Annotated in this window: 17 protein-coding genes; 13 read left to right on the top strand and 4 right to left on the bottom strand. The window is 74.9% G+C overall.

The genetic code is table 11. The features are described 5' to 3' along the window. Positions 1 to 31 precede the first annotated feature (31 nt). A complete protein-coding gene (locus ACFQRF_RS04520; RefSeq protein WP_379869106.1) occupies positions 32 to 880 on the top strand; it encodes a class I SAM-dependent methyltransferase in 849 nt (282 codons plus the stop codon). 102 nt (positions 881 to 982) lie between these two features. Here ACFQRF_RS04520 and ACFQRF_RS04515 read toward each other — a convergent pair whose 3' ends face one another. Then, positions 983 to 1,189: a hypothetical protein gene (locus ACFQRF_RS04515; RefSeq protein WP_379869105.1), complete on the bottom strand. Its 207-nt coding sequence runs from the start codon at positions 1,187 to 1,189 to the stop codon at positions 983 to 985. 131 nt (positions 1,190 to 1,320) lie between these two features. On the opposite strand from ACFQRF_RS04515, the gene ACFQRF_RS04510 reads away from it, so the two are divergent. The 3 genes from ACFQRF_RS04510 to ACFQRF_RS04500 are packed head-to-tail and all read left to right on the top strand — an operon-like array spanning position 1,321 to position 6,247. Then, entirely contained in the window at positions 1,321 to 2,703 is a 1,383-nt protein-coding gene (locus ACFQRF_RS04510; RefSeq protein WP_379869103.1) for an MFS transporter, read from the top strand. After that, the gene (locus ACFQRF_RS04505) at positions 2,700 to 4,817 is read left to right on the top strand and encodes a molybdopterin oxidoreductase family protein (protein WP_379869101.1); all 2,118 of its coding nucleotides are present in this window, start codon (positions 2,700 to 2,702) and stop codon (positions 4,815 to 4,817) included. Before ACFQRF_RS04510 ends, ACFQRF_RS04505 begins: the two co-directional genes overlap by 4 nt. Continuing rightward, positions 4,814 to 6,247, top strand: coding sequence for an FAD-dependent oxidoreductase (locus ACFQRF_RS04500; RefSeq protein WP_379869100.1), 1,434 nt, complete (start codon positions 4,814 to 4,816; stop codon positions 6,245 to 6,247). Before ACFQRF_RS04505 ends, ACFQRF_RS04500 begins: the two co-directional genes overlap by 4 nt. Before the next feature lie 183 nt (positions 6,248 to 6,430). Here the strand turns inward: ACFQRF_RS04500 and ACFQRF_RS04495 are convergent, their stop codons facing one another. Continuing rightward, positions 6,431 to 7,249, bottom strand: a complete 819-nt coding sequence (locus ACFQRF_RS04495) for a hypothetical protein (protein ID WP_379869098.1) — start codon at positions 7,247 to 7,249, stop codon at positions 6,431 to 6,433. 93 nt (positions 7,250 to 7,342) lie between these two features. Beyond that, positions 7,343 to 7,900: a hypothetical protein gene (locus tag ACFQRF_RS04490; protein WP_379869097.1), complete on the bottom strand. Its 558-nt coding sequence runs from the start codon at positions 7,898 to 7,900 to the stop codon at positions 7,343 to 7,345. A gap of 390 nt (positions 7,901 to 8,290) precedes the next feature. Here ACFQRF_RS04490 and nirB point away from each other — a divergent pair, with 390 nt between their 5' ends. The 5 genes from nirB to ACFQRF_RS04465 all read left to right on the top strand — a co-directional run bounded on the left by nirB (position 8,291) and on the right by ACFQRF_RS04465 (position 14,423). Then, positions 8,291 to 10,810 carry a nitrite reductase large subunit NirB gene (nirB, locus tag ACFQRF_RS04485; protein WP_379869095.1) on the top strand — a complete coding sequence of 840 codons (2,520 nt, stop codon included), beginning with the start codon at positions 8,291 to 8,293 and terminating at the stop codon, positions 10,808 to 10,810. Between the two features lie 5 nt (positions 10,811 to 10,815). Next, complete coding sequence (nirD, locus tag ACFQRF_RS04480) at positions 10,816 to 11,190, top strand: nitrite reductase small subunit NirD (protein ID WP_379869093.1); 375 nt, start codon at positions 10,816 to 10,818, stop codon at positions 11,188 to 11,190. Next, positions 11,187 to 12,356, top strand: a complete 1,170-nt coding sequence (locus ACFQRF_RS04475; protein WP_379869092.1) for a uroporphyrinogen-III synthase — start codon at positions 11,187 to 11,189, stop codon at positions 12,354 to 12,356. The genes nirD and ACFQRF_RS04475 overlap by 4 nt, the downstream gene beginning before the upstream one ends. 37 nt (positions 12,357 to 12,393) lie before the next feature. Continuing rightward, complete coding sequence (locus ACFQRF_RS04470; RefSeq protein WP_379869091.1) at positions 12,394 to 13,089, top strand: sirohydrochlorin chelatase; 696 nt, start codon at positions 12,394 to 12,396, stop codon at positions 13,087 to 13,089. 152 nt (positions 13,090 to 13,241) lie between these two features. Beyond that, the gene (locus ACFQRF_RS04465) at positions 13,242 to 14,423 is read left to right on the top strand and encodes a hypothetical protein (RefSeq protein WP_379869089.1); all 1,182 of its coding nucleotides are present in this window, start codon (positions 13,242 to 13,244) and stop codon (positions 14,421 to 14,423) included. A 39-nt stretch (positions 14,424 to 14,462) separates the two neighbouring features. Here ACFQRF_RS04465 and ACFQRF_RS04460 read toward each other — a convergent pair whose 3' ends face one another. Beyond that, positions 14,463 to 15,635 carry an epoxide hydrolase family protein gene (locus ACFQRF_RS04460; RefSeq protein WP_379869088.1) on the bottom strand — a complete coding sequence of 391 codons (1,173 nt, stop codon included), beginning with the start codon at positions 15,633 to 15,635 and terminating at the stop codon, positions 14,463 to 14,465. 82 nt (positions 15,636 to 15,717) lie between these two features. Here ACFQRF_RS04460 and ACFQRF_RS04455 point away from each other — a divergent pair, with 82 nt between their 5' ends. From ACFQRF_RS04455 to ACFQRF_RS04440, 4 genes are all read left to right on the top strand, one after another. After that, positions 15,718 to 16,335, top strand: a complete 618-nt coding sequence (locus ACFQRF_RS04455) for a CGNR zinc finger domain-containing protein (RefSeq protein WP_379869086.1) — start codon at positions 15,718 to 15,720, stop codon at positions 16,333 to 16,335. 39 nt (positions 16,336 to 16,374) lie between these two features. After that, complete coding sequence (locus ACFQRF_RS04450) at positions 16,375 to 17,322, top strand: ribonuclease Z (protein WP_379869085.1); 948 nt, start codon at positions 16,375 to 16,377, stop codon at positions 17,320 to 17,322. 406 nt (positions 17,323 to 17,728) lie between these two features. Next, positions 17,729 to 18,445, top strand: a complete 717-nt coding sequence (locus ACFQRF_RS04445; protein WP_379869083.1) for a septal ring lytic transglycosylase RlpA family protein — start codon at positions 17,729 to 17,731, stop codon at positions 18,443 to 18,445. 138 nt (positions 18,446 to 18,583) lie between these two features. Continuing rightward, complete coding sequence (locus ACFQRF_RS04440; RefSeq protein WP_379869082.1) at positions 18,584 to 22,138, top strand: TM0106 family RecB-like putative nuclease; 3,555 nt, start codon at positions 18,584 to 18,586, stop codon at positions 22,136 to 22,138. The last annotated feature ends 3 nt before the right edge of the window (positions 22,139 to 22,141 follow it).

The raw sequence follows: 22,141 nt of genomic DNA, 5'->3' as shown, positions 1-22,141 counted from the left end.
CCCTCCGCCCACCGACGACACGGAGCAGACCATGACCACCGACGCAGAGCTGACCGGCCGCGCCGCCACAATGGAGGGCTACGACGACATCCGGCACCTGCGCCAGGGACAGGACATCGACTGGGTACGCCGGCACGCCCCGGCGGGCTGGCGGTCGGTCGCCGACCTCGGGTGCGGCACCGGGGCACTGCTGCGCGCGTTCCTCGACGCCGAACCCGCCGCCACGGGGCTCGGCGTCGACGGCTCCGCGCACCGCCTGGCCCGGGCGCGCGCCGTGCTCGCGGACCTCGGCGACCGGGTGCGGTTCCGCCGGGCGGACCTGCGGCACGCGCCCGGCCTAGGGCGCCGGTTCGACGTCATCGCGATGACCTCGGTACTGCACTGGCTCCACCCCGACGAGCGCGCCGTGTTCCGCTGGATCGCCGCCCACCTCGCCCCTGACGGCCGGGTGCTACTCACCACCCACCATCCGGCGCTGGACGCGGACGGTCTGGGCGGCGAGGACGAACTCGTCCGCGACGCGGCCGCCGACCTCGGCCTCGCCTCGCCCGGTGGATTCCCCGACCTGCTCCGCCGGCACGGCGTCACCCCGATGGGGCGCCGCGCCCGGCCCGCCGCCGACGTCGCCGCGCTGCTCGCGCCCGCCCTGGAGAGCGAGGCCGTGCGGGAACGCCGTCCCGCCATGCGCCCCGCGGACGGAGCGGAGCACGTGCGTTTCCACCTCGCCACATTCGGCGACTACTTCAGCCGTATCGCCGGCCCCGACCGCCAGGTGGCGTTCTTCGACGCCCTCGCCCGCGCGGCGCAGCGGCGGCTGGGCGAAACCGGTTCGGTCTACCCGATGACCGTGCGCCTGTGGCGGCTGCGCCGCCGCGAATGAGCACGGACCGCCTGCCGCCCGAACCTCACCGGACTACTCGGACGCCGGGGCCTTCTCACGCGCCGGACGGGCGTGCGGCCGATCGCCCCTGAACCGGCCGGTTCAGGGGCGCACGAGGGCGGCGGCTACGCGGGCGCGCCCCGGCCGGTCGGTCAACTGGGCGACGCGCTGATGAGACGTCTCCAGCACCCGCCCCGCGTCCCGCACGGTCACCCCCGCGTCAACGAGGGCCTGAGCGGCCGCCGCGAGCTCCGCGAGACGCTTCCGCTCGGCTTCGTCCCGGGCGATCTCTGCTCCGGGATCTCCCACGATCTCACCGCGCCGCGGTGCGTAACGTGAGGCGGCTGTTTCGCCGGCGTTACGAGCGGTCACACATCGGCAAACACCCCGCCCTACTGTCGTCGGCGAACCGGTGACGACCTTGAGGAAGGCGGGAAACGGTGCACACCGAAACCGAGACCGCGGCCGGGCAGCAGCGTGCGGGCGGACGCTGGATCAGCCACTGGGAGCCCGAAGACCCGCACTTCTGGCAGACTCGGGGACGCCGCGTCGCCAACCGCAACCTGTGGGCCTCCATCTTCGCCGAGCACCTCGGGTTCTCGGTGTGGAGCATCTGGTCGGTGCTGGTGCTCTTCATGACGCCCGAGAACGGATTCACGTTCTCGGCGGAGCAGAAGTTCCTGCTCGTCTCCGCCGTCACCCTGGTCGGGGCGATGCTCCGGCTGCCCTACACGCTGGCCGTCCCCCGGTTCGGCGGACGCAACTGGTCGATCTTCGCCGCGGCCGTGCTGCTGGTACCGACCGCGGTGGCCATGGTGCTCATCCAGCGGCCCGAGACGCCGTTCTGGCTGTTCCTGCTGCTGGCCGCCACCGCCGGCCTGGGCGGCGGGAACTTCGCGTCCTCCATGGCCAACATCAACTTCTTCTTCCCCGAGCGCAGCAAGGGCTGGGCGCTGGGCCTCAACGCCGGCGGCGGCAACCTCGGCGTCCCCGCCGTGCAACTGCTCGGGCTCGCCGTGATCGCCGCCTTCGGGCTCGGAGAGGCGCGGCTGCTGCCGATCGCCTACCTGCCGCTGATCGCGGTCGCCGTCTGGATCGCCTGGCGGCACATGGACAACCTCGCCGGGGCGCGCTCCGACGCCGCCGCGCAGATCGCGGTCTGCCGGGACCGGCACAGCTGGATCATGTCCTTCCTCTACATCGGCACCTTCGGTTCGTTCATCGGCTACGGGTTCGCCTTCGGCCTCGTCCTGCAGAACCAGTTCGACCGCACCCCGCTGGAGGCCGCGGCCGTCACTTTCATCGGCCCGCTGCTGGGATCGCTGTCCCGGCCGGTCGGCGGCTGGCTGTCCGACCGGTTCGGCGGCGGCCGGATCACCCTGTGGACGTTCGCCGCGATGGCGGCCGGCACCGCGGTCATCATCGCCGCCTCCGTCCAGGCGTCGCTGCCGCTCTTCCTCGCCGGGTTCGTCGCGCTGTTCCTGCTCAGCGGGATCGGGAACGGCTCCACTTACAAGATGATCCCGGCCATCTTCGCCGCCAAGGCCGAGGACCGGATCGCCGCCGGCGTCCCGCGCGGCGAGGCCACCGCCGAGGCCAAGCGGCTGTCCGGCGCCCTCATCGGCATCGCCGGTGCCGTCGGCGCGCTCGGCGGCGTCGCCATCAACCTGGCGTTCCGGGAGTCCTTCGCCTCCGCCGGCAGCGCCGTGCCCGCCCTCGTCGCGTTCCTCGCCTTCTACGTGGTGTGCATCGCCGTCACCTACGCCGTCTACCTGCGCCGCCCGGTCCGCGCCGAGCGGCCCGTCACCGCCGCCGCCGCATGACCCGCACCCACTGCCCCTACTGCGCGCTGCAGTGCGCCATGCACGTCGAGCCCACCGGCGACGGCGGCTACCGGACCCGGCCGGCGCCGTTCCCCACGAACCGCGGCGGGCTGTGCCGCAAGGGCTGGACCGCCGGGGCGCTGCTCTCCAGCCCCGACCGGCTCACCACCCCGTTGCTGCGCACCGACCGCGGAGCGGAGCTGCGCCCCGTCAGCTGGGACACCGCCCTGGACCACGTCGCCGCCCGGCTGCGCGACCTGCGCGCATCGCGCGGCGCCGACTCCGTGGCGGTGTTCGGCGGCGGCGGCCTGACCAACGAGAAGAGCTACCTGCTCGGCAAGTTCGCGCGCGTCGCGCTCGGCACGTCCCAGATCGACTACAACGGCCGGTTCTGCATGTCCTCGGCGGCGGCCGCGGGACTGCGCGCGTTCGGGATCGACCGGGGACTGCCGTTCCCGGTCACCGACCTCGCCGAAGCCGACGTGATCCTGCTGGCCGGCGCGAACGTCGCCGAGACCATGCCGCCGCTCATGGGCCACCTGAGCGGCGCCCGGCTGATCGTGGTGGACCCCCGGCGCAGCGCCACCGCCGAGTACGCCCTCGCCAACGACGGGCTGCACCTGGCCCCGCGCCCCGGCACCGACCTCGCGCTGGCGCTCGGCCTGCTGCACGCCGCGCACGCCGAAGGGCTGCTGGCCACCGGCTACCTGGCCGAGCGCACCAGCGGCTTCACCGAGGCGTGGCGGCACGCCGCGGCCTGGTGGCCGGAGCGCACCGAACGCGTCACCGGGGTCGCCGCCGCCGACATCCGCGCCGCCGCCCGGATGCTCGGCCGGGCCGGCAACGCCTACGTGCTGACCGGGCGCGGCGCCGAACAGCACGCCAAGGGCACCGACACCGTCTCGGCCTGGATCAACCTCGCGCTCGCCCTCGGCCTACCCGGCCGCCCCGGCTCCGGCTACGGCTGCCTCACCGGCCAGGGCAACGGGCAGGGCGGCCGGGAGCACGGGCAGAAGGCCGACCAGCTCCCCGGCTACCGTCGCATCGACGACCCCGCCGCCCGCGCGCACGTGGCCGGCGTCTGGGGGGTGCCCGCCGAGACGCTGCCCGGCCCCGGCCGCAGCGCCTACGAACTCCTCGACGCGCTCGGCACCCCGGACGGCCCCGCGGCACTGCTGCTGTTCGGGTCCAACCCCGTGGTCTCGGCGCCGGACGCGGGCCGTGTCCGAAACCGGCTCTCCGCGCTGGATCTGCTGGTGGTGGCCGACTTCTTCCTGTCCGAAACCGCGGAACTCGCCGACGTGGTGCTTCCGGTCACCCAGTGGGCCGAGGAGGACGGCACCATGACCAACCTGGAGGGCCGGGTGCTGCGCCGCCGCCGCGCCGCCGACCCGCCGACGGGGGTGCGCAGCGACCTCGACGTGCTGCACGGCCTCGCGGTCCGCCTCGGCCGGCCCGCCGACCAGTTCCCGGCCGACCCCGAACGGGTCCTCGCCGAGCTCGGTGCCGCCTCGGCGGGCGGCGCCGCGGACTACTCCGGGGTGACGCCGCACCGGCTGGACTCCGATGAGGCGCTGCACTGGCCCTGCCCCGCCGACCGGCCCGCCACGCCCCGGCTGTTCCTGGACCGGTTCGGCCACCCCGACGGCCGGGCCCGGTTCGTCGCCGTGGAGCACCGCGACTCCGCCGAGACCGCCGACGCCGACTACCCGCTGCTCGGCACCACCGGCCGGGTGCTCGCGCAGTACCAGTCGGGCGCGCAGACCCGCCGGGTCCCCGAACTGGCCGCCGCGGAACCCGCCGCCTACGTCGAGGTGCACCCCGACACCGCGGCCCGCAGCGGGCTGGCGGACGGTGACTGGGCCCTCGTCAGCTCGCGGCGCGGCAGCACCCGGGCGCGCGTGCGCTGCCGCGCCGACGCCCGGCTGGACACCGTGTTCCTGCCGTTCCACTTCGCCGACGACCAGAGCGCCAACCTGTTCACCAACCCGGCGCTGGACCCGGTCAGCCGGATGCCGGAGTTCAAGGTGTGCGCGGTGCGGCTCACGGCGGCCGACCCCGAGCCGCCGGACCGGAACACCCGTCAACGACCGAGGGAAGGGCGACAGTCGTGACACAGCGACCGCGGCACGTGGTGGTCATCGGCAACGGCATGGTCGGCGCGCGCTTCGCTGAGGAGGTCGCCCGCCGCGACCCGCTGGGGGAGCGGATCCGGGTGACCGTGGTCGGCGCCGAGCCCGAGCCCGCCTACAACCGGGTGCTGCTCCCCAAGCTGCTCTCCGGCGCCCTGGACCCGTCCGACATTCTGCTGCCCGCCGCCGACGGACCGGCCGTCGCGGTGCGCACCGGGGTGGCCGCCACCGCTTTCGACCCCGCGGACCGGCACGTCACCCTCGACGACGGCGCGACCCTGCACTACGACGAACTGGTCCTGGCCACCGGCAGCCGGGCCGCGCTGCCGCCGGTGGACGGGCTGACCGCCGCCGGCGGTGGGCCCGCGCCCGGCGTCAGCACGCTGCGCGACCTCGCCGACTGCCGCCGGGTGCTGGACCACGTCCGCCCGGGGGCGCCGGTCGCCGTCCTGGGCGGTGGGCTGCTCGGCCTGGAGGCGGCGCGCGCCCTGGACGCGCGCGGCGCCCGGGTGACGGTGGTCGAGCCGGCGCCGCGGCTGATGCCGCGCCAGCTCGACGACGCCGCAGGGGAGATCCTCGCCGCCGCGCTGCGCCGGTTCGGAGTCGGCGCCATCACCGGCCGGACCGCCGCGCGGTGGGAGCCGGGGCAGGGGCTGTGGCTGGACGACGGCCGGGTGGTCATCGCGTCCGGCGTGGTGGTCGCCGCCGGGGTCCGGCCCGCCACGGAACTGGCCGTGGCCGCCGGCCTCGCCGTCGACCGGGGCGTCGTGGTCGATGACACCCTGGCCACGTCGGCGCCGGGCGTGTACGCCATCGGCGACTGCGCCCAGCATCCCGACGGCGGCGCCGGCCTCGTCCAGCCCGGCTGGGACCAGGCCCGGGTGCTCGCCGACCTGCTCACCGGCGCCGGGCCGCACGCCCGCTACCGTGGCGGCACGGTGGTGACCCGGCTCAAGGCGGACGGGGTCGAACTGACCTCGCTCGGCGAGGTGAACGCCGACGCCGAGACGCTCACGCTGTCCGACCCGCACGGCCGCCGCTACGCCAAGCTGTCGGTCCGGTCCGAGCGGGTGGTCGGTGCGATCCTGCTCGGCTTCCCCGACGCCGCCGCCACCATCACCCAGTTGTACGACCTGGCCGCGCCGGTGCCCACCGACCGGATCGCCCTGCTGCTCGGCCGAGCCCTTCCCGAACCCGCGGCCGGGGCCGCCACGGCGGGGCCCGCGCTCGTCTGCCGGTGCAACGGCGTGACCCGCGAACAACTGTCCGACGCGTGGCGGAACGGCGCCCGCACCCGGGAGGCCCTGGCCAAGAGCACGCGGGCCACCACGGGCTGCGGCGGCTGCGTCCGCGACGTCAACGCGCTGCTGGCCGCCTGGGACGACACCGCGCCGGTCAGCGTGGCGGGGTGAACCGGACCGCGGCGCCACAGCGGCGCCGCGGCTCGCCCCCGCGGCCGAGGCGCGTCGCCCCGACCTCGGCGCCGTACCGGCCGGACACGGGGCCGGGCCGGAGTCCCGGCCCGACCGGCTTCCGCCGGGGGCAAGGCCGCCGCAGACGACGGCGCGGGCGCACCCGTTCCGCGAGCCGCGGGGTCAGGACGGCGACGCGCCGCCCCCGGCATGTGGGGACGTTCGCTGCCGCCGCTGCGCCGCTGAGAGCGTTCGGCTGGCCGCCCCGCGCCGTGCACCCGCGCCCGGTGCCGTCGCGACGGTCACACTCACGGATACCGGGGTGTCGACCGCCCGCGATCCCGCCGGTGCGCCGGCCGCTTGGGAACGCAGCGCCACCAGCCTGTCGATCCGTTCGCCCAGTTCGTGCTCTGCGCCGGCCGCCGTCTGGGACTCGTGGAGGCGGAGCGCCGCCAGTGCCTCCGACACCCTGAGCGGTGGCACTCCCGAGGTCCCGCTCTGGATGGCCGTCCGGTGGGCATCGGGCGGCGACCAGGTTCCGGTATTCCGCTGAAGGTACCGTGCGGCGGTCAGGGCGATGCCCCGGACCGAACGCGTTCGGCTGCCGAGTATCCGCGTCGCTTCCTGGTAGGCGCGATAGCCGGCGATCAGTTGCGCTTGCCGAGTGGGTTCAGGTGCCGCCTGACGTCCGATACCAGGCCGGCCGGCCTGCTCCCGCAGCCTGGCGTTCTCCTGGTTCCGCGCCGCGTCCAGCACGTGCATGGCCGAGTGCGACCGGAACTCGTTCAGGCGGCCGACCTCGGCTCTGATACGTGCCACCGTGGCGTTGCCGAACCTGGTGATGTCCCTGCTGCTGTCCAGGAAGGTCACGGCGAGGGAGCTGGCCACTTCGAATGTCGCCTCCCACTCCCGCGACGCGGCGTCGAAAGCGTTCCGGGCCATCTCTAGCAGGTGGTCGTCCACCGTGTAAGTCGCGTGCTCTTTCCTGTCGCCGTCAGCCATGGCCGGACCTCCCGAGGACGCGTGCTGGCCGTGTCATCGTAACGGGGCGATCGCGGCAGGAGAACCCGCCTGCAGGGCGACCGCCGCCCGCCTTCACCGCCCGGCGGGTCCGCGTTCGATCTCGTTGTTGTAGAAGACTCCGAACACGCCGGCGACGACGAGGATCACCAGCGCGCTCACGCCCCACCGGACGTCGCCCAGCCAGATCCACAGCAGGACCATCGCCGGGCCGCTCAGTCCGAGGACGGCGGCGATCCAGCCGTGCACGGTCGCGGCGGTGGACCGGGTGCGCCGCGGGACCACGGAGTCCCGTCCGTCCTGCAGCACCGTGGTCGCGTCGATCCCGTAGCCGTCCAGCCACTCCTCCACGAGATCGCCCATGTTGTCGGCGACGGTCGCGCTCAGGTTGCGGGCCGTCTCGTCCGCGGCGTCCGGCGAGTACCGCATCAGGGCGCGCATCAGGTAGGCGACCGCGTAGGCGTGCACGGCCGCCTCGACGGAGGCGGTCCGGGCGGCCGGGTCGGCGGCGGCGTCGATCCGGTCCAGCCGGCCCAGCTCGAACGCGGCGCGCGCGGTGTGGGCGCGGGCGATGTCGCCGGCGGTGGCTTCGTTGGGGATCTCGGGCCACGGGCGGAGGATGTCGGGGTCCACGGGGGGAGAGCCTTCCTGGCAGGCGATGCGGCGCTGTCCGCCGTGTCGCGGCGGGCGCTGATCATTATGGCCCGCCCCGCCGGGCCGGTCCCCGTGGCCGTGTCTCACCCGCGAGCGCGCCGGCTCGGGCCGTTTTCCCGCCGGGGGCGCCCGGAAACCTCCCGCGCCGTGGCCCTTGCCACCCGCCGCCCCGATGGCCCCCGCCACCTCGGACTTTCCGCGCCGAGATCACCACTCACCGGCTCGCCACCTGCGATGACAGCAGAACGAAACATGCCCGACACGTTCGTCTGACGGTCGTGAAACACCGTCCCGGTTGCCTGAAGGACATACCACGGCTTTCGGGACGCGACGTGGCGCCCGCCGACCTCGCGAGGAGAGCAACGCGGCATGAGACAACTCGTCGTCATCGGAAACGGGATGGTGGGGCACCGCCTGGTCGAGGCGGTGCGCGACCGCGACTCGGCCGGCGCCTGGCATGTCGTCGTGCTCGGGGAGGAGCCCCGCCCGGCCTACGACCGGGTGGCGCTGTCCTCCTACTTCGACGGCACCACCGAGGAGGGGCTGCGGCTGCCCGACCTCACCACCCGCGACGGTGTGGAGCTGCGGCTGGGCGACCCCGCCGTGGCGATCGACCGCGCCGGACGCACGGTGCGCACCGCCGGCGGCGACGTGGTCGGCTACGACGCCCTCGTCCTCGCCACCGGATCCTCCGCGTTCGTGCCCCCTGTCCCGGGACACGACCTGCCCGGCTGCCACGTCTACCGGACCATCGACGACCTGGACGCCATCACGGCCGCCGCCCGCACCGCCACGACCGGCGTCGTCATCGGCGGCGGGCTGCTCGGCCTGGAAGCGGCCAACGCGCTCCGGCTGCTCGGCGTCGAACCGCACGTCGTGGAACTCGCCCCCTGGCTGATGCCCGCGCAGGTGGACGAGGGCGGCGGCGCGCTGCTCGGGCACCTCGTCGCCGAGACCGGAGTCGCCGTGCACGCCGGCGCCGGCGTCAGCCGCCTGGTGCCCGGTGACGACGGGCGGGTCGCGCACGTGCGGATCGGCGACGGCGAGGCGGCCGAGGAGATCGCCGCCCAGATCGTCGTGTTCGCCGTCGGCATCCGCCCCCGCGACCAGCTGGCGCGCGAGGCGGGGCTGGAGCTCGGGCCGCGTGGCGGCGTCGCGGTGGACGCCTCCTGCCGCACCTCCGACCCGGCGGTGTACGCCGTGGGAGAGTGCGCCAGTATCGAGGGCGCCGTCTACGGGCTGCTCGCGCCCGGCAACGCCATGGCCGAGGTCGCGGCGGACCGGCTGCTCGGCGGCTCGGCGACCTTCCCCGGTGCGGACACCTCCACCAAGCTCAAGCTGCTCGGCGTGGACGTCGCCAGCTTCGGTGACGCGCACGCCCGCACCGCCGGCGCGCTGGAGGTCGTCCTCAACGACGCCCCGGGCCGCCGCTACGCCAAGCTCGTCGTCTCCGACGACGCCGGCACCCTGCTCGGCGGCGTGCTGGTCGGCGACGCCGCCGCCTACGCCTCGCTGCGCCCCCTGGTCGGCCACCGGCTGCCCGGCGACCCCCTCGACCTCATCGCCCCGGGCCGCGGCGACGGCGGGGTCGGCGTGGGCGCGCTGCCCGACGAGGCACAGGTGTGCTCCTGCCACGCCGTCACCAAGGGCGCCATCACCGCCGCGATCGCCGACGGCGCCACGGACGTGCCCGCCCTCAAGACCTGCACCAAGGCCGGTACCGGCTGCGGCTCCTGCCTGCCGATGCTCAAGACCCTGCTCGCCGAGTCCGGGGTGGAGCAGTCCACCGCGCTGTGCGAGCACTTCCCGCAGAGCCGTGCCGAGCTCATGCAGATCGTGCTGGCCACCGGCATCACCGGCTTCACCGAGCTCATCACCCGCTACGGCCGGGGCCGCGGCTGCGACGTCTGCAAGCCCGCCGTCGCCTCCATCCTGGCCACCCAGGGCGGGCACATCCTGGACGGCGAGCAGGCCGCCCTGCAGGACACCAACGACCGCTTCCTCGCCAACCTGCAGCGCAACGGCACCTACTCCGTCGTGCCGCGCATCCCCGGCGGCGAGATCACGCCCGACAAGCTCGTGGTGATCGGCGAGGTCGCGCGCGACTTCGGGCTGTACACCAAGATCACCGGCGCACAGCGCATCGACATGTTCGGCGCCCGCGTGGAGCAGCTCCCCGCCATCTGGCGGCGGCTGGTGGACGCCGGGTTCGAGTCCGGGCACGCCTACGGAAAGGCCCTGCGGGCGGTCAAGTCCTGTGTCGGCACCACCTGGTGCCGCTACGGTGTGCAGGACTCGGTCGGGCTCGCGATCGAGCTGGAGCTGCGCTACCGCGGCCTGCGCGCCCCCCACAAGATCAAGGCCGGGGTGTCCGGCTGCGCCCGCGAGTGCGCGGAGGCGCGCGGCAAGGACGTCGGCGTGATCGCCACCGAGAACGGCTGGAACCTCTACGTCGGCGGCAACGGAGGCTTCCGGCCGCGGCACGCCGATCTGCTGGTCTCCGACGTCGACCACGACACGCTGATCCGCTACATCGACCGGTTCCTCATGTTCTACATCCGCACGGCCGACCGGCTGCAGCGCACCGCCGCGTGGATCGAGGCGATGGACGGCGGGCTGGACCACGTGCGCGCGGTCGTCGTCGACGACAGCCTCGGCATCGCCGGCGACCTGGAGGCCGCGATGGCCCGGCACGTCACCGGGTACGCCGACGAGTGGCGGGGCGTGCTGGACGACCCGGACAAGCTCGCCCGGTTCGTCTCCTTCGCCAACGCCCCCGACACTCCCGACCCGACGATCAGCTTCGAGACCGAGCGCGAGCAGCCCGTCCCCGCCGGCCCCGTCACCCTGGGCCTGCCCACCACCCGAACCCACCACGCGGAGGTGTGATCGCCATGACCGTCACCACCCTTGCCCCGGACCGGACGTGGATCCCCGCCTGCCCGGCGGACCGGCTCGCGGCGGAGCGCGGTGTGGCCGTGCTCCTGCCCGACGGCCGTCAGGCGGCGCTGTTCCGCACCTTCGACGGCGAACTGTTCGCCGTCGACAACATCGACCCATTCTGCGGCGCGGCCGTGCTCTCCCGCGGCATCGTCGGCGACCGCGCCGGCGAGCCGACCGTGGCATCGCCGATGCTCAAGCAGGTCTTCTCGCTGCGCACCGGCCGCTGCCTGGACGACCCCTCGGTGAGCGTGGACACCTACACGGTGCGCGAGAGGGAGGGCGTCATCGAGGTCGCCGCGCACTCCGACTCCCGCACACGGACATGAGCCGCCTGGCAGATTCGGTCGACAGGCTGAGCGTCCCCGCGCCCGCCGCGCCGATCGAGCCGCTGACCGGGTTCACGGTGGCCGTCACGGCGGCCCGCCGCGCGGAGGAGCTGACCGCGCTGCTCCGCCGCAAGGGCGCCGAGGTCATCTGCGCCCCGGCGCTGCGGATCGTGCCGCTCAGCGACGACCGGCGGCTGCGCGCGGTCTCCACCGCGCTGGCCGAGCGGCCCGCCGACGTCGTCGTCGCCACCACCGGCATCGGGTTCCGCGGCTGGGTGGAGGCCTGCGAGACGTGGGGGCTGGCCGAGCCGCTGCTCACCGGCATGCGCTTCTCGCGGCTGCTCGCGCGCGGGCCGAAGGCGAAGGGGGCGATCCGCGCCGCCGGCCTCAACGAGGAGTGGTCCCCGCCCTCGGAGTCCTCCGGTGAGGTCCTCGACTACCTGCTGCAGCGGGGCGTGTCCGGGCTGCGGGTCGCCGTCCAGCTGCACGGCGAACCCCTCCCGGACTTCTGCGCCGCGCTGCGCATGGCCGGCGCCGAGGTGGTGGAGGTCCCGGTGTACCGGTGGACCACGCCCGAGGACGTGGCTCCGCTGGACCGGCTGATCGAGGCGGTCGCCGCCGGACAGGTCGACGCCGTCACCTTCACCAGCGCGCCCGCCGCCGCCGGGCTGCTGGCCCGCACCCGCGTCACCGGCGCCGAGCGCCGGCTGATCGCGGCGCTGCGCGGCGGGGCGCTCGCCATGTGCGTCGGGCCGGTGACCGCCGGGCCGCTCATGGCCCGCGACATCCCGGCCGTGTGGCCGGCCCGCGCCCGGATCGGCGCGCTGGTCAAGCGGCTCGCCGAGGAGCTTCCGGAGTCCGCCCCGACCCTCCCGGTGGCCGGCCACGAACTCCGGCTGCGCGGCCAGGCGGTGCTGCTCGACGGCGAACTGCGCCCGGTCTCGCCGGCGCTCATGCGGGTGCTGCGCGAACTCGCCCGGCGGCCCGGCCAGGTCCGCGACCGCGCCGAACTGCTCGCCTCCCTCGGCGGCGACGCCGACGCCCACGCGGTGGAGACCGCGGTGGCGCGGCTGCGCGCGGTGCTCGGCGACTCCCGCATCATCCAGACCGTGGTCAAGCGCGGCTACCGGCTGTCGCTCGACGCGGGCGACTGCCCCGACCGCTAGCCGCCCGTGACGGGCGACCGGGAAAGGTGGAGGAAACGTGACCGCACCGCAGCCCACGCTGCTGCTCGCCGTGCACGGCACCCGTGACCCCCGCGGCACGGGCGTCGCCCGCGCCCTCGCGCGGCGGGTGGCCGCGCTCGGCGGAATGCGGGTGCGCCTCGGGTTCGCCGACGTGCTGCGCCCCGACGTGGGCGAGGTCGCCGCCACCATCACCGGGCCGGTGGTCGTGGTGCCGGCGTTCCTGGCCGCCGGGTACCACGTGCGGGTGGACATCCCCGCCCAGCTCGCCCGCGCCGGCCGCGCCGACGCCCGGCTCACCGAGGCCCTGGGGCGCGACCCGCGGCTGGTGGGCACCGCGGCCCGCCGCCTGCACGAGGCGGGCCGCCGCCGCGGCGACGCCGTGGTCCTGGCCGCGGCGGGCTCCTCCGACCCGGCGGCCCGCGCCGAGGTGGCCGACGCCGCCGGCCGGCTGGCTCGGGAGCTGGCCGCGCCGGTCCGCGTCGGCTACATCGCCACCGGCACGCCGACCGTCGCCGAGACGGTCGCCGAACTGCGCGCGGCCGGGCACCGGCGGGTCGCCGTCGCGTCCTGGCTGCTGGCCCCCGGCCTGTTCCAGGCGCGGCTGTCCGCCAGCGGCGCCGACGCCGTCGCCGCGCCGCTGTGCCCGGACGACGCCGTCGCCGAGGCGGTCGTGGCCCGCTTCCGGGCGGCGGCGGTACCGGCGGTGGTCTGACGCGACCGCGGTGTCCGGCGCCGCCCGATCGGTCCGCGGGTGCCCGCTGCGCCCCGCTGTCCACCGGTGTGGCCGGAACCGGCAGCATCCGTGATCCGCCGCCGCCCGGGGGAATACCGCTCGTGGCCGGTGTCCCCCAGGCGAGGAGCGGCATGCCACCGGAGAGCGGACTGGGCGTCGATGACGCGGTGACCCGGCGACCCTGGGACCGGAGGGCCCCCTATCTGGACCGCGCCGCGGGGACGCTGCTCGGGGCGGCGGTGGCCGTGTGCCTCGTCGGCGCGCCGCCGGCCATGGCGGTGGAGCTGGCGTACCCCGAAGGCGACAGCGTCGGTCCCTCCCAGCTCGCCTGGCTGGTCACCATGGCGGTCCGGCACCTGGACGACCCGGCCGGCCTGGCCGGCCAGATCGGGTCGGCGCCGGAACGCACCTGGACGCTCGCCCTGCGCGCGACCGTCGCCGAGGGCAGGGTGCCCCCGGCCGACCTGTCGCTGCCGCACGGTCCCGCCCTGGTCGGCTGGCGCAGCGTCCTGGAGACGCCCGTGCCCCGGCTGGATCCGGCGCGCGGGGTGTTCCCGTGCTCGCAACTGGTCGCCGCGATCTGGTCCGCGCACGCCCGGGGCGGGGACGAGGCCGCGATGTACGCGGGCGCGCTGGCCGGAGCGCGGTGGGGCGCCTCCGGGATCGGGCACGGCCCCCAGCGGCGGCTGGCCGACGTGCTGCCGCCGCGCCGTCTGGTGGCCACCGCGCTGGGCGCGGACCCGAACACCGAGCCGGGGGACTGGCCGCACCTCCCGTCACTGGCCATGCCGGAGGCCGAACGGCCGCGTAACCCGGCGTTCCACGTGCCGCACCCCTACGATCCGGGGGTGGTGCTGTGCGACATGGAGTACGCCCGCACGTCCGGTGCCGCCGAGGCGGTCGTCTCGCTGTGCCGGATGGGCAACGACGACATCCCCGCGCACCTGGCCGACCGCGACGGCGTGCAGGTGTGGCTGCACGACAGGCCGGGCGCCAACCCCAACCTGCACTTCGTGCTGGACGACGCGGCCCGGACGGTCGCGGCCCTGCGCGCGGAGGGCAAGCGGGTGCTGCTGCACTGCTGGGCCTGCCAGTCGCGGACCCCGGCGGTGGCGGCGCACTACGCGGCGCTGACCCGCAGGGCCGACGTGCGGGAGGCGCTGCGCACGATCATCCGGGCGGTCGGCGGCCACCTGCGGAACCCGGAGCTGGCCCGGGCCGTCGCGGCGCTGAACGGAGTCCGGATGGAGGATCCCGCCCGGGTGCTGTTCCCGGACGGGGCGCCGGAGGTGACGCGGATGCCGCCGGGTTAGCCACGCGCGCCGGCGACCTTCGCCGGGCGGCCGAACGCTTCACCGGTGAGCGGCCAGCACCGCCGCGAGGCCCTCTCGCAGGTCATTGACGAAATACCCGGGGACCTCCAGCGACGGGAAATGCCCCCCGCTTTCCGGCGACCTCCATCGGACGACCCGCCGGTACCGCTCCTGTGCCCAGGGGCGCGGGCACTTCTCGATGTCGCGGGGATACATGGTGATCGCCGACGGGACGTCGACCCGGAGCTCGGGATCGAGCGAGTTGTGGCTCTCGTAGTAAATGCGGGCCGCCGACGCGCCGGTCCGCGTCAGCCAATAGAGGGTGACGTCGTCAAGAATCCGGTCTCGGGAAATCGTCTCGAACGGGCCGTCCTCGGTGTCCGACCACTCGGCGAACTTGTCGAGTATCCAGGCGAGCAGCCCGACCGGTGAGTCGACGAGCGAGTAGCCGATGGTCTGCGGCCGGGTGGCCTGCTGCTTCGCGTAGGCCGCGCGGTGCCGCCAGAAATGGCGGGTCTCCTCGGTCCATCCGCGCTCGACCGCCGTCAGCCCGTCCGTTGACGACCCGGGAGGTGCCTCCGCGAACGTCGTGTGGATGCCGAGAACGTGCGCCGGGAACCTGCCGCCGAGAACCGTGGTGATATTGCCTCCCCAGTCGCCGCCGTGGGCCAGGAACCTGTGGTAGCCGAGCCTTCCCATCAGCTCCACCCAGGCGGCCGCGATCTTTTCGGTCCCCCACCCGGTGGCGGCCGGCTTGTCGCTGTAACCGAAGCCGGGGAGCGACGGGACCACCACGTGGAACGCCGGCGCGTCCGCGTCCTCCGGATCCGCCAGCTCGTCCACTACGTCGATGAACTCGGCGATGCTGCCCGGCCAGCCGTGCGTCAAGATCAGCGGAGTGGCATCGGCGCGCGCGGATCGGCGGTGCAGGAAGTGGATGCCCAGACCGTCAATGGTCGTGCGGAACTGGCCGATACCGTTCAGGCGCTCCTCGAACGACCGCCAGTCGTACCCGGTGCGCCAGTGGTCCACGACATCGACGAGGTCGGCGAGAGGGACGCCCTGTTCCCATCGGCGGGGGCCGGGCGCGGCGTGATGCACCGTCTCTGGCTCCGGTAGCCGCGCCGCGGCCAGCCGCGCGCGCAGATCGTCGAGTTCGGCGTCGGTCGCGTGGGCTTCGAACGCTCGCACGTCGCTGGTCGGGCGGGGCATGGGACCTCCTGGCCATGGTGGAACCGGCTAAGACGGTTCTAGCATGGCCGCATGGCGACATGGAACCGGCTAAGGTGGTTCCATGCGTGCTGGGCTCCCTGACTTTCGTCTCGGCAACGTGCTGGCGACCAGCTTCACGGCGACGCTGACGGAGCGTCACGGCGACGCCGTGGAGCGCATCCCCACGCCGCACCGGCTCGTGGACTGGCTGGCGGTGAACGGCTTCGCCGTGGACTCGTGCACCACCGCCCAGCTCGACCTCGCCCGGGAACTGCGGGAGTCGATTCACGCCGCCGCGACAGCGGCCGCGACCCAGAGCCCCCTCCCCGCATCCGCCGTCCACGTCATCAATGACCGCAGCACCGAGGGGCGGGCCGCCGCGATCCTGACGCCCGAGGGCGGGCGGCAATGGCGGCTCGGCTCGGCTTCCCGCGTGGCGGACGCCCTCAGCGTGATCGCCGCCGACGCGATCAGCATCATCGCCGGCGAACGAGACGGCAGATTGGCCCTGTGCGCATCACCGACCTGCCGGGCCGCCTTCTTCGACACCAGCCGAAGTCGCACCCGTAAATGGTGTGACATGAACACGTGCGGAAATCGCCAGAAGAAGGCGCGCTTCACCGCCCATCGGCGCACGAACCCGGGTTCCCGCGACTCGCCCCCGGGTCCGGGCGCGAGTCATGACGCGTCCGCGTCATGAGAATTGCCGCTCCCCGCCCCACCTGTCATGATCACCGGCATGTCGACGCGGGAACTCGTGGTCCTGGGGACCTCCAGCGCGGTGCCGACGAAGCGGCGGAACCACAACGGCTACCTGCTCCGCTGGGACGCGCACGGCATCCTGTTCGATCCGGGGGAGGGCACGCAGCGGCAGATGCGGTACGCGGGGCTGTCGGCGCACGACGTCACGCGGATCTGTGTCACGCATTTCCACGGTGACCACTGCCTCGGCCTGCCGGGTGTGGTGCAGCGGATCGCGCGGGACCGGGTGCGGCACCCGGTACGGGTGGCGTTCCCGGCGGCGGGGCGACGGTACTGGGAGCGGTTGCGGCTCGCCTCGGAGTTCGCCCGGCCCGGGGCGTTCGGCCGTGGCGACGTGCTGGTGGCGCAGCCGGTCGAGGGCGCGCGGGCGCGGCTCGACGGCGAGGACGACCTCACGGTCACCGCCCTGCCGCTGGAGCACAGCGTCCCCACCTACGGCTACCGGGTCGCCGAGCCCGACGGGGTCCGCATGCTCGCCGGCCGCCTGGCCGAGCGCGGCGTGCGCGGGCCGGACGTCGGGCGGCTGAGGGCGGGAGAGACGGTCGTGGACGCCTCGGGCGCCCGGCTGGAGCGGGCGGACTTCAGCGAGGTGCGGCCCGGCCAGGTGTTCGCGTTCGTCATGGACACCGCGGTGTGCGATAACGCGGTGCGGCTGGCGGAGGGCGCCGACCTGCTGGTGATCGAATCCACGTATCTCGACGCCGAGGCGGCGCTGGCGGCGGAGTACCGGCACCTGACCGCCGGGCAGGCCGGCCGGATCGCGGCCGACGCCGGAGTGCGCCGGCTGGTGCTGACCCACCTGTCCGAGCGCTATGGGGCCGACGACGAGCCACGGTTCGTGGCGGAGGCGGCGCGGCACTTCGACGGTGCGATCACGCTGGCGGCGGACCTGGACCGGATCGCGGTCCCGCCGCGCCGCCGCTGACGAGCGGCCCGCGCCTCGGCCGGGGGTTGCCCGGCTGACGGTCATGATCCCGCATGGTCTCCCCTTCATCGCGGTTTTCCGCCGTACGTCCGGTACCGTGCGGGGCGCGGCGGAAGCGGTCCACCGTGCATCCGCTGCGCTGCGGGGCCCGCCGATCCAACCGACGGACCGGGTGAATGCGACAAGTGGGACATTCGTGACATCTTCCACATTTTGTGGTCCCATGTTCAGGTAACGCGCAGGTCATGCGTACCCTCGGTCAGGCCGCTCCAGAGTCCCCCCAGCTCAGAGCCGGTCCGACCCCACCCCCTGCCCCGGGTGGCGCCGCCCCCGCCGAACCCCCACCCCCAGCACCGGTGGTCTCCGGGGCGCGGCCGTCCCTGTCCCCGTTCGAAGGATCGTCGTCGTGGGCAACCACCGGCCTCCCCGTCCCACCCTCCGGCAGCGCCTCTCCTCCCGGCGCCTGCTCCTCGTCACCGCCGCGTCGGGCGCGGTCATCGTCGCAGCCGGCGCCGCGGGCGCCGCCGCCGTCGACGACCTCGGCGCCGAGCCCGGCACCGCCGCGGCCGACGGCGGGCCCGGCACCGTTCCGGCGGCACGGACCGACGACCTCGCCGCCCCCGCGAGCCCGCCGGACACCCCCGACCTCCAGCGGCTCGAAGAGCGCCGCGCCGAGGCCGTGCGGCAGGCCGTCCAGGCGTTCGACGGCGCCACCCGGCCCGCGGACGCGCCGGAACGGAGCGCCGACACCGGCGCGGACTCCGGCGCCACCGGCGAGGACGCCGAATCCGGCGGCTCCTCCGATTCCGCCGACTCGGCCGGCGGCCGCACCGCCACCGGCGAGGGCGGGTCGTGCGAGGCGTCGATGTACAGCGAGCCGCAGCCGACCGCCAGCGGCGAGTACTTCGACCCGAGCACCCTCACCGCCGCGCACAAGACCCTGCCGTTCGACACCCAGGTCCGCGTGGTCAACCCCGACAACGGCAAGTCCGTCGTCGTCCGGATCAACGACCGCGGTCCCTACATCGACGGGCGCTGCCTGGACCTGTCCACCGCCGCGTTCGAGACCATCGCCTCGGCCGACCAGGGCGTCGTCGACGTCGAGTGGCAGGTCGTGGAGTAGCGCCGCCCGGCCCGGGCCGGACCCGCTCGCCGGCCCGGTGACCGGCCGAAACGGCGACGCCGCGCGCCGGTGCGCACCCAAGGTCGTCCCTTGGTGGCAGAATGCCCCGAACACCGTCTACCGGGGAGGGGCGCGCAGGTGTTCCGCACCGCATCGGGCTGGGTGATCTCGCCCACCGATCTCGTCGACGCGATGGAGTGCGACCACCGCAGCGCGCTGAAGGCCGCCCTGGCGGCCGGGGTCCCCGGCGCGCCCGCGCCCACCGACATCGACCCGCTCATCGCCCAGCAGGGCGCCGCGCACGAGCGCGCCGAACTCCAGCGGCTGCGGGAGCTGTTCGGCGAGGGCGTGGTCGCCATCGAGAACCCCGAGCCGACCGAGACCGCCATGCGCGCCGCCGCCGAGGCCACCGCCGAAGCCATGCGCGCCGGGGTCCCGGTCATCTACCAGGGCTGCTTCTACGAGCGGATCGAGTCCGGGGTGGCCTTCCACGGCCGCGCCGACTTCCTCATCAGCACCGCCGTCGACCCGGTCACCGGCGAGCGCCGCGCCGACGGCGCCGGAGGCCGCTACGAGCCCTGGGACACCAAGCTCGCCCGCCACCCCGGCCCGTCCGCGGTGCTGCAGTTGTCGGCCTACGCCGACGCGCTGGGCCGCCTCGGCCCCGGCGCGCCCGAGCACATGTACCTGGTCACCGGCGACCGGCACACCCACGCCCACCGGGTGGCCGAGTTCACCCCCATCCTGACCTCGGTGCGCGGCCGGCTGCTGCGGCGGCTGCGGGCGCCGGTCGACCTGCCCAGCCCGCTGTGGGGCGAACCGTGCCACGCTTGTGACCGCTGCGGTTTCGCCGCGCAGTGCGCCGACGGCCGGGCGGCGGCCCGCCACCTGTCGCTCGTGGCGGGCATCCGCACCGACCAGGCCCGCAAACTCCGCGACGCAGGGATCGGCACCATCGACGCCCTCGCCGCCGCCGACGAAGCCGACCGGCCCGACCTGCTGCCGCGCCACTCCTACCAGCGGCTGCGCCGCCAGGCGGCGCTGCAGACCCGCCAGGACGCCACGCGCACCGCCGACAACCCGGTCGGCACCGTCTTCGCCGAGGTGCACTCCGCCGACGGGCTCGCCACCCTGCCCGCGCCCAGCCCCGGCGACGTCTTCTTCGACATGGAGGGATTCCCCTACTACGAGGGCGGCGACGGGCGCGGCCTGGAGTACCTCTTCGGCGCGGTCACCGCTGACGGCGGCACGGAGCGCTTCCACGCCTTCTGGGCGCACGACCGCGCGCAGGAGAAGCGGGCGTTCGAGGAGTTCGTCGACTTCACCATGGCGCGCATCGACGCCGACCCCGACGCGCACGTCTACCACTACGCCTCCTACGAGGTGGACCGGCTCAAGCTGCTGGCGGCGACCTTCGGCACCCGCGAGGCCGAAGTCGACGACCTGCTCCGCCAGCGCCGGCTCGTCGACCTGTACACGGTCGTCAAGAAGAGCCTCTACGTCTCCCAGCGCTCCTACTCCATCAAGTACCTGGAACCGCTGTACCTCGGCGGCGGCCGGGAGGGCGACGTCACCACCGCCACCTCCAGCATCGACGCCTACGCGGACTACCTCGCCGCGCTGCGCGCCGAGGACGCCGACCGCGCCGAGAGGATCCTGTCCGGGATCGCCGCCTACAACCGCGACGACTGCGTGTCCACGGCGCGGCTGCGCGACTGGCTGGAGGAGCGCCGCGCCGAGCACGGCATCACCGCGCGCCCGATCGTCCAGGCCGAGCTCGCCGACGCCGAGGCCGACGAGCGCGCCGCCGAGGCGGCCCGCCGCCGCGCCGAGATCGAGGCGCAGACCCGGGCGCTCACCGAGCCGCTGCTCGCCGACGTCCCCGCCGACGCCGAGCGGCGCGACGCCGAGCAGCAGGCCCGCGCGCTGCTCGCCGCGCTGGTCGGCTACTACCGCCGCGAGGCCAACCCCTCCTGGTGGGAGTTCTTCCGCCGGGTCTCCGCGCCCGTGGAGGAACTGGAGGCCGACAACGACTGCCTGGTGCCGGTCCGGGTGCGGGTGGGCGACTGGCAGGAGCCGAGCGGGCGGCAGCGCAAAACGCGCCGCGAGCTGGAGCTGCGCGCCGACCCGGCGCGCCCGCACCCGTTCACCGCCGGGGACGACGTGCGGCTGCTCTACCCCGGCCCGCCCGGACAGCCGGCCACGGCGATCAACGCCGCGGTCGAGACGGCGTCCGCCGAACGGCTCACCCTCGTGGAGACCACCGACCCGGGCGACACCTACTCCCGCGCCCCGGTCGCCGTGCTCCCGGGCGCGCCGGTGCGCGCCGCGCCGAAGGACGCCGCGCTGCTCGCCCTCACCGAGCGCGCCGTCGCCGGCCTGCCGGCGCTCCCGGACCTGGCCGGACTCGACGTGCTGCGCCGCACCCCGCCCCGGCTGCGCGGCGGCGGTACGCTGCCGGACCCGCGCGACCACGGCGGGGACCTGGTGGCCACCGTCATCGCGGCCGTGGACCGGCTGGACTCCTCCTACCTCGCCGTCCAGGGACCGCCGGGCGCGGGCAAGACCTACCTCGCCGCGCAGCTCATTACCCACCTGGTCGGCCAGGGGCGCAGTGTCGGGGTCTGCTCCACCAGCCACAAGGCCATCGAGAACGTCCTGGCCGCCGCCGCCAAGGCCGCCGCCGGCCACGGCGTCGTGCTGCCGTGCGCCAAACGCCCCGCCCGCAAGCCCGACCCCGACGCGTCGTGGGACCAGCCCAAGAGCGTCAAGGAGCTCGTGGCCTGGTGCGCCGCGCAGGAGGGCGGCTACCTGGTCGGCGGCACCGCGTGGAACTTCGCCAACGAGGCGATCATCGAGGACCCCTTCGACGTGCTCATCATCGACGAGGCCGGCCAGTTCGCGCTCGCCGACACCCTCGCCGTCTCCGCCGCCACCCGTGACCTCGTGCTGCTCGGCGACCCGCAGCAGCTTCCGCAGGTCGTGCAGGGCACGCACGGCGAGGGCGCGCAGGCGTCGGCGCTGGAGCACCTGGTGGGCGACGAGGAGATCATCGACGCCACCCGCGGCTACTTCCTCGACCAGACCAGGCGCATGCATCCGGACGTGTGCGCGCCGGTGTCCCGGCTGTCCTACCGCGGGCGACTGCACGCCCACCCCGGCGCCGCCGAGCGCGGCCTGGCCGGGCCGCCGCCGGGCCTGTACCGGGTCGAGGTGCCGCACACCGGCCGCAACACGCACAGCCCGGAGGAGGTCACCGCGGTGGTCGACCTCGCGGCCCGGCTGACCGGCACCGCCTTCAGCGAACCCGGCTCCGGCCCCCGGCCGCTCACCGGCGCCGACATCCTCGTGGTGGCGCCGTACAACCTCCAGGTCCGGGCACTGCGCCGTGCACTGGAACAGGCCGGCCTCGGCGAGGTGCGGGTCGGCACCGTGGACCGCTTCCAGGGGCAGGAGGCGCCGGTGGTGCTGTGCTCCATGACGGTCTCCAGCGCCGCCGACGTCAGCCGCGGCCTGGATTTCGTGCTGTCCCGCAACCGGCTGAACGTCGCGCTGTCGCGGGCCCAGGTCCTGGCGGCCCTGGTGTACTCGCCGCACCTGGTGAGCGCGGCACCGCGCTCGGTGGCCGAACTTCGGGTCCTCGCCGGATTCGCGGGCCTGTGCACGCAGGCCCGCCCGTGGCCCGGCCGCTGACCG

The organism is Marinactinospora rubrisoli (genome assembly GCF_042664915.1).
In the GTDB taxonomy this organism is placed as follows: domain Bacteria; phylum Actinomycetota; class Actinomycetes; order Streptosporangiales; family Streptosporangiaceae; genus Marinitenerispora; species Marinitenerispora rubrisoli.
This window is presented reverse-complemented; position numbering and strand designations above follow the sequence as displayed.